13 protein-coding genes and 1 pseudogene are annotated in these 8,610 nt (G+C 68.8%); 7 read left to right on the top strand and 7 right to left on the bottom strand.

Going from position 1 to position 8,610, the window contains the following annotated elements:
* From K4G64_RS22450 to K4G64_RS22430, 5 genes are all read left to right on the top strand, one after another.
* On the top strand, nt 1-989 hold a 989-nt coding region (locus tag K4G64_RS22450; RefSeq protein ID WP_221757817.1), incomplete at its 5' end, for a family 2 encapsulin nanocompartment cargo protein terpene cyclase.
* 15 nt (nt 990-1,004) lie between these two features.
* Complete coding sequence (locus K4G64_RS22445; protein WP_221757816.1) at nt 1,005-1,880, top strand: geranyl diphosphate 2-C-methyltransferase; 876 nt, start codon at nt 1,005-1,007, stop codon at nt 1,878-1,880.
* A 274-nt stretch (nt 1,881-2,154) separates the two neighbouring features.
* Complete coding sequence (locus K4G64_RS22440) at nt 2,155-2,946, top strand: N-acetyltransferase (RefSeq protein WP_221757815.1); 792 nt, start codon at nt 2,155-2,157, stop codon at nt 2,944-2,946.
* Complete coding sequence (gene infA, locus K4G64_RS22435; RefSeq protein WP_007386266.1) at nt 2,943-3,167, top strand: translation initiation factor IF-1; 225 nt, start codon at nt 2,943-2,945, stop codon at nt 3,165-3,167. The genes K4G64_RS22440 and infA overlap by 4 nt, the downstream gene beginning before the upstream one ends.
* A 201-nt stretch (nt 3,168-3,368) precedes the next feature.
* Nucleotides 3,369-3,869, top strand: coding sequence for a hypothetical protein (locus K4G64_RS22430; RefSeq protein ID WP_221757814.1), 501 nt, complete (start codon nt 3,369-3,371; stop codon nt 3,867-3,869).
* 81 nt (nt 3,870-3,950) lie between these two features.
* Here K4G64_RS22430 and K4G64_RS22425 read toward each other — a convergent pair whose 3' ends face one another.
* From K4G64_RS22425 to K4G64_RS22410, 6 genes and pseudogenes are all read right to left on the bottom strand, one after another.
* Nucleotides 3,951-4,427: an ATP-binding protein gene (locus K4G64_RS22425; protein ID WP_221757813.1), complete on the bottom strand. Its 477-nt coding sequence runs from the start codon at nt 4,425-4,427 to the stop codon at nt 3,951-3,953.
* Between the two features lie 199 nt (nt 4,428-4,626).
* Entirely contained in the window at nt 4,627-4,776 is a 150-nt protein-coding gene (locus K4G64_RS41110; protein WP_308122459.1) for a hypothetical protein, read from the bottom strand.
* A gap of 148 nt (nt 4,777-4,924) precedes the next feature.
* Nucleotides 4,925-4,993, bottom strand: a pseudogene (locus K4G64_RS41105) (hypothetical protein); the annotation flags it as partial.
* 20 nt (nt 4,994-5,013) lie between these two features.
* Nucleotides 5,014-5,508, bottom strand: a complete 495-nt coding sequence (locus K4G64_RS40370; RefSeq protein WP_260460803.1) for a hypothetical protein — start codon at nt 5,506-5,508, stop codon at nt 5,014-5,016.
* A 24-nt stretch (nt 5,509-5,532) separates the two neighbouring features.
* Complete coding sequence (locus K4G64_RS22415) at nt 5,533-5,847, bottom strand: hypothetical protein (protein ID WP_308122458.1); 315 nt, start codon at nt 5,845-5,847, stop codon at nt 5,533-5,535.
* Nucleotides 5,844-5,987 (bottom strand): hypothetical protein, encoded by a 144-nt coding sequence (locus tag K4G64_RS22410; RefSeq protein ID WP_221757812.1) that lies wholly within the window; start codon nt 5,985-5,987, stop codon nt 5,844-5,846. Before K4G64_RS22410 ends, K4G64_RS22415 begins: the two co-directional genes overlap by 4 nt.
* Before the next feature lie 352 nt (nt 5,988-6,339).
* Between K4G64_RS22410 and K4G64_RS22405 the strand changes: the two genes are divergently transcribed.
* Nucleotides 6,340-7,269, top strand: coding sequence for a tectonin domain-containing protein (locus tag K4G64_RS22405; protein WP_221757811.1), 930 nt, complete (start codon nt 6,340-6,342; stop codon nt 7,267-7,269).
* A gap of 293 nt (nt 7,270-7,562) precedes the next feature.
* On the opposite strand, the gene K4G64_RS22400 is transcribed toward K4G64_RS22405, so the two are convergent.
* The gene (locus tag K4G64_RS22400; RefSeq protein WP_374206433.1) at nt 7,563-7,952 is read right to left on the bottom strand and encodes an STAS domain-containing protein; all 390 of its coding nucleotides are present in this window, start codon (nt 7,950-7,952) and stop codon (nt 7,563-7,565) included.
* Between the two features lie 146 nt (nt 7,953-8,098).
* Here K4G64_RS22400 and K4G64_RS22395 point away from each other — a divergent pair, with 146 nt between their 5' ends.
* Nucleotides 8,099-8,563 carry an ATP-binding protein gene (locus K4G64_RS22395; RefSeq protein WP_221757809.1) on the top strand — a complete coding sequence of 155 codons (465 nt, stop codon included), beginning with the start codon at nt 8,099-8,101 and terminating at the stop codon, nt 8,561-8,563.
* Nucleotides 8,564-8,610 lie beyond the last annotated feature (47 nt).

Here is an 8,610-nt window from a genome sequence, read left to right as displayed (position 1 = left end):
CGCCCGCCGAGGGGCGAGCCGTCCCCGGCCTCTACCACCATCCCGTCCCGGAGCCCGACCCCGTACGCGTCGAAGAGGTGAGCAACCGGATCAAGCGTTGGGCGGAGGACGAGGTCCAGCTCTATCCCGAGGAGTGGGAGGGGCAGTTCGACGGCTTCTCCGTCGGGCGCTACATGGTCGGTTGCCACCCCGACGCCCCGACGGTCGACCACCTGATGCTGGCCACACGGCTGATGGTCGCGGAGAACGCGCTGGACGACTGCTACTGCGAGGACCACGGCGGCTCGCCCGTCGGCCTCGGCGGGCGCATCCTCCTCGCGCACACCGCGCTCGACCATCTCCACACCACCGCGGAGTACGCGCCGGCGTGGCAGGAGTCGCTCACCTCGGACGCCCCGCGCCGGGCCTACCACAGTGCCATGGACTACTTCGTCCGCGCGGCCACGCCCTCCCAGGCCGACCGCTACCGGCACGACATGGCCCGGCTGCACATGGGTTACCTCGCCGAGGCCGCCTGGGCGGAGACCGATCACATGCCGGAGGTGTGGGAGTACCTGGCGATGCGCCAGTTCAACAACTTCCGCCCCTGCCCCACGATCACCGACACCGTCGGCGGCTACGAACTGCCCGCGGACCTGCACGCCCAGCCGGACATGCAGCGGGTCATCGCCCTCGCGGGCAACGCCACCACCATCGTCAACGACCTCTACTCGTACACCAAGGAACTCAACAGCCCGGGCCGACACCTGAACCTGCCGGTGGTGATCGCGGAATGCGAGCAACTCTGCGAGCGCGACGCCTACTTGAAGGCCGTCGAGGTCCACAACGAACTCATGCACGCCTTCGAGGCAGCCGCCGCGGACCTCGCCGCGGCCTGCCCCCTGCCCCCCGTGCTGCGCTTCCTCAGAGGCGTGGCCGCCTGGGTCGACGGCAACCACGACTGGCACCGCACCAACACCTTCCGCTACAGCCTGCCCGACTTCTGGTAGAGAACGGATATTTCTGTGACCACTGAAACGACCGCCCCCGTCACCGCGAAGATCCCGGCCCCGGCGACGCCGTACCAGGGGGACATCGCCCGCTACTGGAACAACGAGGCGCGACCGGTGAACCTGCGCCTCGGTGACGTGGACGGGCTCTACCACCACCACTACGGCATCGGTGCCGTGGACCACGCCGCGCTCGGCGACCCGGCGCACAGTGAGTACGAGAAGAAGCTCATCGCGGAACTGCACCGCCTCGAGTCGGCACAGGCGGAGACCCTCTTGGACCACCTCGGCGCCATCGGGCCCGACGACACCCTCGTCGACGCCGGCTGCGGCCGCGGCGGGTCCATGGTCATGGCCCACCGCCGGTTCGGCTGCAAGGTCGAGGGCGTCACGTTGTCCGCCACCCAGGCCGACTTCGGCAACCGGCGCGCGCGAGAACTGCGCATCGAGGACCACGTCCGCTCCCGCGTGTGCAACATGCTCGACACGCCCTTCGAGAAGGGCAGCGTCGCGGCGTCGTGGAACAACGAGTCGAGCATGTACGTCGACCTCCACGACCTGTTCGCCGAGCACTCCCGCTTCCTGAGGGTGGGTGGCCGGTACGTGACGATCACCGGCTGCTGGAACCCCCGCTACGGCCAGCCGTCGAAGTGGGTCTCCCAGATCAACGCCCACTTCGAGTGCAACATCCACTCCCGCCGTGAGTATCTGCGCGCCATGGCCGACAACCGGCTCGTGCCGCAGACCATCGTCGACCTCACCCCGGACACGCTGCCCTACTGGGAGCTTCGGGCCACGTCCTCGCTGGTCACCGGGATCGAGGAGGCGTTCATCGAGTCCTACCGGGACGGCTCCTTCCAGTACGTCCTGATCGCGGCCGACCGCGTATAGGCCGGCCACCGCGAGGCCGGGGCCCGCACCGACGGCCCCGGCCCCGCGCCGCCCGGGCGTGGCCGGGCGTGGCCGGGCGACATGGTGAAAAGGCTTTGAGCGAGACCGCGACCCGCTGCTACGTTCGCGGTGGACCGTGAAATCGTCGTATGGAGGTGAGCCCCCGTGAACACAGTTATCCGTGGGTGCTCCCTCAACCCGTCACGGTCCGGCGGCTGACGTTCGGTGTCGCCAGGAGCGCCTGAGAACGAGGCACTCCTGGAAGGAGACTCCGATGAACACAAAGCCCTTCACCTCTGGCCTGGGCGAGAACGCCGTGCTGATCACGCGCGTCGCGGACAGGCAATGGCACGCACTGGACGACGACCTGGTGGTCGGCCGCGGGCATGCCCAACACCGGCCCGACGGCCGCTTGTTCGTCACCATCGACGCCTGGCACGACGCCGCCTTCGACCGGCTCGCCGAGGCGATGACGGCGGAACTGCCGGCCCCGCTCTACACGGTGGTCGACGCAGCTGACGTCGAGCTGACCGCGGGCTGGATGCGGGCCGGTTTCGCGATCCGGCGCCGCGAGTGGGAGTACGTCGTACCGACCGACCCACGGGTCACAGGCCTCGCCGACGTCCTGCCACCACCGGGCGTGACGATCGTGCCCGCCGGTCAGGCGGAGGAGAGTCAGCTGCGGGCGGTGGACCGCGCGATCCGTGACGAAGTCGAGGCGACCGTCGGGTGGCAGTCGATGCCCGCGGAGGTGCTTCCACGCCCGGAAGGCGACACCATCGTCGACCCGTCGAAGTACGCGGTGGCCGCGGCACCGGACCGCTACCTGGGGTTGATCCGGGTGGTGAGGGTGAAACGGCCGCGCATCGGGCTGGTCGCGGTCCGGGCCGGCGAGCAGCGCCGCGGCATCGCGCGGGCGCTGCTCGCCCACGCACTGGGGACCCTGCACCACTCCGGGGCCACCGCGGCCTGGGCGGAAGTCCACGAGTCCAATCAGGCGGCCTCGACGCTGTTCGAGGGCATCGGCGCCCGGCCGATGAGCAGCAACCTGGAGCTGGTGCGATGACGAGGAACAAGAACGTCATCGAAGTCGAGGGCAAGGTCGTCGAGTGCCTGCGCAGCGCCATGTTCACCGTGGAGCTCGAAAACGGTCACCAGGTGCTCGCGCACATCAGCGGGAAGATCCGCAAGAACTACATCAAGATCATGCTGGAGGACCGGGTGCTGGTGGAGCTGCCGCCGTACGACCTGACGCGCGGCCGGATCGTGTTCCGGTACCGCAACTAGCGGCGGCCGGCACCGTCCGCGGTCGCTGATCCAGTGGTCCCGGTCACGGCTTTCCCGTGACCGGGACCCAGGCGACGGCTCGCACGCGACGACGGTGCGGGCAGCGCGGACGCGGACTGGTTGTGAACCGGGCGTGCAACTCGGTGGCGAGGAGGGTGGACACCGTGGTGGTCAGGGCGTTGGCCACCATCCAGGGCACCCATGCGGCGAGGGGCGGCGCCACTTCTTCACGCCGATCAGGCCTACAGGACGCTCGACCATGCCGGGGGCCCCGGTCCGGCCACCGTTCCGGCCTGGCTGTTCACCCTTGAGGGCTACGACGATCCCCTCAACCGGGCCGCGGTCAGCCCGTCCAGGCTTCCCGCGTCACCGATCGAGCCGCTCGGCCAGGACGTGCCCACCGACGTACCGGCACCACTGGGTGGCCTGACGGAGACAGCGCAGGACGGCCGGTCCCTCACCGTGGTGGCCACCCACGGTTCCTGCGACGACGGCCCGGCCGTGACGGTGCTCGAAACGAGCGGCAGCGTGGTGTTGTCCGCATCCACGACCGGCTCCGACGATGGTCCGTGCACCAGCGAACTGCGCGGCAAGAAGGTGCCGGTGAAGCTGGACCGGCCCCTCGGCGAGCGCATCGTCCTGGACGCGTTCACGGGCCGCCCGGTGCCCTACGGCGAGTGGCCCGGGACGGCGCAGAGCTGAGGCACGTGAGAACTACGGCGAGGAGGCACCTCATACCGGCGCCGGTCCCCGGCGGGCAGACCTTGCCGCAGCCGCGCCGGATCAGAGCATCTGGCGGCCGGCCAGGGCCCCGCCGGGGTCGTCGGCGAGCATGACGTCGGCGGTGATGCGCTTGCCGACCGGCTCACGGTGGATGGCGAAGCCGACGCAGATGGCGGCCACGATCTCCAGGCCGTGCTGGCCGATCCGGCTGGGGTCGGGAGCGAGGATCGTCGGCAGGGTGGTGCTGCTGTCCCACACGCTGATGCGCGCGGCGCCGTCGGCGATCTCGAGAGTGAGCAGGCAGGGGCCGGGGGCGTACTTGCGGGCGTTGGTGACCAGCTCGCTGACCACGAGCTGCACCATGCCGATGGCCCGGCTGGAGACCGGAATGCCGTGCACGGCCTGCACTCGGGTCAGGAAGGTGTGGGCCATGTCCCGGGCTTCAGCGATGCCCGTGTCGTCCTCGAACGCCGCGGACACGGATATGGCGCTGGTGGCCAGCGGATGCTGGTCGTCACCTGCCTCTTCATGGTCCATGTAGGTCGCCGTGTCCTTCAATCCTCTGTCCAACACGCGCAGCTCTTACCCCCAAAGTCACCTGTAATGCCTGTGACGGCCTGTGTGCGACGTCACTGAGCCTCCGCCACCTTGAAGACTCTGGTCAGGGGCCTGGTGTGACCGGTTCTCGAGGTGCTCACGCTGGTCGCGGGCGGCAGTCTGAGGAGTAGATCGTCCGTCAGCGGTTGACTTCGAGGGTCGTCAGAACAAGCAAGGCACGCAGGAGACGCGTCGCGCGAGCGGGATCGGTGCGGAGCTTGGTGAGGATCCGCCAGTTCTTGAGGTGGGCGAAGCCGTGTTCGACCGGTGCGCGTCCGATGGCAAGCACCCGGTTGGCGGTCTTCTGGCCTGGGGGTGAGCTTGTGGGTGCGGCTGGCGTGGAAGCCGGTGACGATCACCGGATCGCGTACGTCGTTGTCCAGGCCGCGGAAGCCGAGGTCTGCCAGCGGCCCAAGGCCGGCGGCGCGCAGGTGGGCCCGGATGCGGTCGTGGCGGGCGGCGGTGTTGTCATGGGTGCGGCCGGGCCGGGCGGCGGATTTCCAGATCAGGCGCCCTCTCTCGTCGGTCAGGGCGAGGAAGTGCAGGCCGTGATGGTGGTGCCTTCCGAGTAATTCCGCCGGTCGGCCTTTCCGGTGCGACGCTGGGTGGGGATGAAGGTGCCGTCGAATAGGACCACCTCCCCACCCTGCTTGGCGACCTTCTTCAGGGCGCGGTCCAGGCGCGGCGCCTGGGCGGCAAGCAGCCCGATCGGTTCGTCGCGCCAGCGGCGGACGGTGGATTCGGACACGTTGTTGCCGCCGGCCATGTCAGCCATGCGCTGGTCGTGTCGCAGTGCGGCCAGGACGATCACCGCGATCTTCCTCGGCGGCAGAATCCGCCACCTGGGCCGGATCGCTTTCAGGTGGCGCCGCAGCAGATCGGCGAGGTGGTTGACGGTGCGCGTGGACAGCGGCAGTCGGCACTGGTAGACAAGCGGGCAGGTGTCCTCGGCGTGCGTTTTGGTTTTCGTCACACAATTCCAACGGCCGCCGGGGGCACTGTGGTTACGCTCGCGCCGCACTGCCCCAGGCGGTGGTGGAGCAGTTCACAGGCCGGTGGTGAACCGACCGTCGGGCAGTTTGCGCAGCCAGCCGCGGTCAACCAGCCTGACCAGCTTCGCGCGCAACGGTTCCAGCTTGGCCCGCACGCTGATGTCCACGCCCGGCGCCTCGCCGACCTGCCGGGCCATGACAGATCCGGCGGCCTGCCGCACGGCGGCGAGGATGCGCTGGTAGTCCGGCGGGAGCATGGTCTCTTCCACGTCCGGTGCGCGGTGCGGGATCAGCATCACCGTCCGTCCACCCACCTGCCCGGGCGCCGGCGCGGCCGAGGCGCGCTCGTCGGCGAGCTGCTCGCTCACCCGCTCAAGGACACGTTCGGCGCCACGGCGAGTTCGTCCCGCTCCGCCCGTACGTGTGCCAACTGCTTGGCCAGCTGTTCCTCGAGTTCGTCCAGTTCTGCGCGCCGCGCGCTGATCCGTTCCAGCAGCTCGGGATCCATGCACAGGATCGTAGAAGGCCACCCGACCGCACGGGGCAGGAACAGGCGAGCCGACCAGGCCCTTCTGCCTCTTCCGGCACGTCGACCACCCCGGGCCGGCCCCCTCCGGCGCTCTCGCTCGCTCATCGGCGTCAACCTGGTGATTGCGAATAACCCGCAAGTGGGACCTCTGATCAGGTCGCCCCTGGATGAACCGCCGACAGCAGCGGCCCAGTTCGAAGTACGCGACGCATCCGGTAAACGCGACTTTACGGACAAGAGAAAGATCATGCCGCGAGCGCGTTGGCATGCTGAATCGTTCCGTCGCGGGAGCGTCTGCATGCAACATTGCAGACGACAAGGAGCCCGTGGAATGGCCGACTGGAAGCAGATCAACGGTGCGCTCGTTCGGATCTCGGCCGGGTCCAGGACCAACGTGTGGGGCGTCAACGCGGCCGGGAACATTTACCGCTACACCAACAACGATGCCAGCCCCTGGGTGCAGATCCCGGGCGCGTTGACGGACATCGGAGCCGCCGCGGACGGCACCGTCTGGGGCGTCAACTCCGCCGGCAACATCTACCGCTACACCGGCGACCAGGAAAGCGGCCACTGGAAGCAGATCAACGGTGCGCTCGTTCGGATCTCGGCCGGGTCGAGGACCAACGTGTGGGGCGTCAACGCGGCCGGGAACATTTACCGCTACACCAACGACGACGCCAACCCCTGGGTGCAGATCCCGGGCGCGTTGACGGACATCGGAGCCGCCGCGGACGGCACCGTCTGGGGCGTCAACTCCGCCGGCAACATCTACCGCTACACCGGCGACCAGGAAAGCGGCCACTGGAAGCAGATCAACGGTGCGCTCGTTCGGATCTCGGCCGGGTCGAGGACCAACGTGTGGGGCGTCAACGCGGCCGGGAACATTTACCGCTACACCAACGACGACGCCAATCCCTGGGTGCAGATCCCGGGCGCGTTGACGGACATCGGAGCCGCCGCGGACGGCACCGTCTGGGGCGTCAACTCCGCCGGCAACATCTACCGCTACACCGGCGACCAGGAAAGCGGCCACTGGAAGCAGATCAGCGGCGGACTCAAGGCGATCTCAGCAGGCTCGCGCACCTCGGTCTGGGGGGCGAACGCCGGCGGGAACATCTACCGCTACACAAACAACGACGCCAGCCCCTGGGTGCAGATCCCCGGCGCGCTCACCGACATCGGAGCAGGCGTGGACGGCACCGTCTGGGGCGTGAACTCGGCCGGCAACATCTACCGCTACACCGGTGATCTGCCGGGCTGACCCCGACGAGCCGGCATCCTGCCACCGGAAGGCAGGCCGGTCACGTCCCCCAGGGCGTGACCGGCCCCGGCACAAACAGGAACCAGCGAGCCGGTCTCCCCGGTCAGACGATCTACGCCGGAGACTGCGGCCCACGGCCGGCCTGAGTGCTACGGAGGGCAGTCACACCGGTCCTTTGACCTGCGTCTTCAAGTGGGCGGAGGCTCACTGATGTGTGTCCGTCATGGTTGGCGACTTCCGCCCACCCCACCATCCGAGGACGTCGCGCTGACCCGCCTTCGGAGGCAGGCGGGTCAGAGGTCGGGGCGGAGGGCCTGCTCGGTGGTGGGGTGGCAGGTGATGAGGGTGTCGACGCCGACCAGTTGCAGGACGCGAAGGACGGACGGCTGGGCGCCGGCGATCCGTACCCATCCGTCCGCGCTGCTGACCTGTCGGTGGGTGGCGACGAAGACGTTGATGCCACTGCTGTCCATGAAGGTGACATCGGAGAGGTCGGCGACCATCCGCGGCGGCACGGCCCCGTCGTCCACGATCAGGGCCTCGCTGAGCACGTCCTGGACGTCATGGTCGATCTCGCCCCGCAGCGTCACGACACGGATGCCCTCGACCTCGCGATGCTCGGCATGAAGGCGCCCGCGCCGGTCCGTTCTTTCCTTGTGGGCCACTGTTTCCTCGGCTGCGATCCAGGTGCCCCCAGGACGGGACACGTTCCGGTGATCCTTCCCCATGGCCCCGGCCGCATGCACCACGTGACTGCCGTGACCTCGACGGGCGCGCATGCTCGGCAGGACACGGGGTATCGGCTAGCGAACCGGGGAAGGCGGGGTCAGTGGAATCCGAGACCGACGGTGATGGGCGTACGACGCTGGAGGAGCATCTGATTCGGGTTGGTTTCGCCCTGGGGGGCGACGACGGTTGCATCGCGGACGCCCGCCAACGCGCCGTCGCCTTCTTGAGACAGGCCGGCGAAGACTACGGACTCATGGTGCCCGCCCGCGCGAGACACCTCACCCAGTTGGTGGTCAGCGAACTGGTCACCAACGCCTACAAGTACGCTCCAGGACCCGTCCTGGTGGAACTGGGCCTGACCGCGCGGGCGGTGGAAGTCGTCGTGTGGGACAGCGATCCCACCGTCCCCACAGCCCGAACGGCTGATCCCGGCCGGATCGGCGGCCATGGCCTGGAGATCGTCAAAGCGGTGACCGACGCCCTGTCCGTCCATCAGGAAACGGTCGGCAAGCGCGTCGCAGCCCGCATCGTTCTGCCTGGCGCGTCCAAGACAGAGCGCGTGTGAGTGCAAGGGCGGAGGCGGGGCATACGGGCTTCACCCCCAATGAGAGG

Source organism: Streptomyces sp. WAC04114, assembly GCF_019733245.1.
GTDB lineage: Bacteria > Actinomycetota > Actinomycetes > Streptomycetales > Streptomycetaceae > Streptomyces > Streptomyces massasporeus_A.
This window is presented reverse-complemented; position numbering and strand designations above follow the sequence as displayed.

Excerpts from the sequence above, each read along its gene's own strand:
- K4G64_RS22430 (WP_221757814.1), top strand. The coding sequence starts at position 3,369 with ATGCGGCGAGGGGCGGCGCCACTTCTTCACGCCGATCAGGCCTACAGG.
- K4G64_RS22405 (WP_221757811.1), top strand. The coding sequence starts at position 6,340 with ATGGCCGACTGGAAGCAGATCAACGGTGCGCTCGTTCGGATCTCGGCC.
- K4G64_RS22410 (WP_221757812.1), bottom strand. The coding sequence starts at position 5,987 with ATGGATCCCGAGCTGCTGGAACGGATCAGCGCGCGGCGCGCAGAACTG.
- infA (WP_007386266.1), top strand. The coding sequence starts at position 2,943 with ATGACGAGGAACAAGAACGTCATCGAAGTCGAGGGCAAGGTCGTCGAG.
- K4G64_RS22440 (WP_221757815.1), top strand. The coding sequence starts at position 2,155 with ATGAACACAAAGCCCTTCACCTCTGGCCTGGGCGAGAACGCCGTGCTG.
- K4G64_RS22425 (WP_221757813.1), bottom strand. The coding sequence starts at position 4,427 with ATGGACCATGAAGAGGCAGGTGACGACCAGCATCCGCTGGCCACCAGC.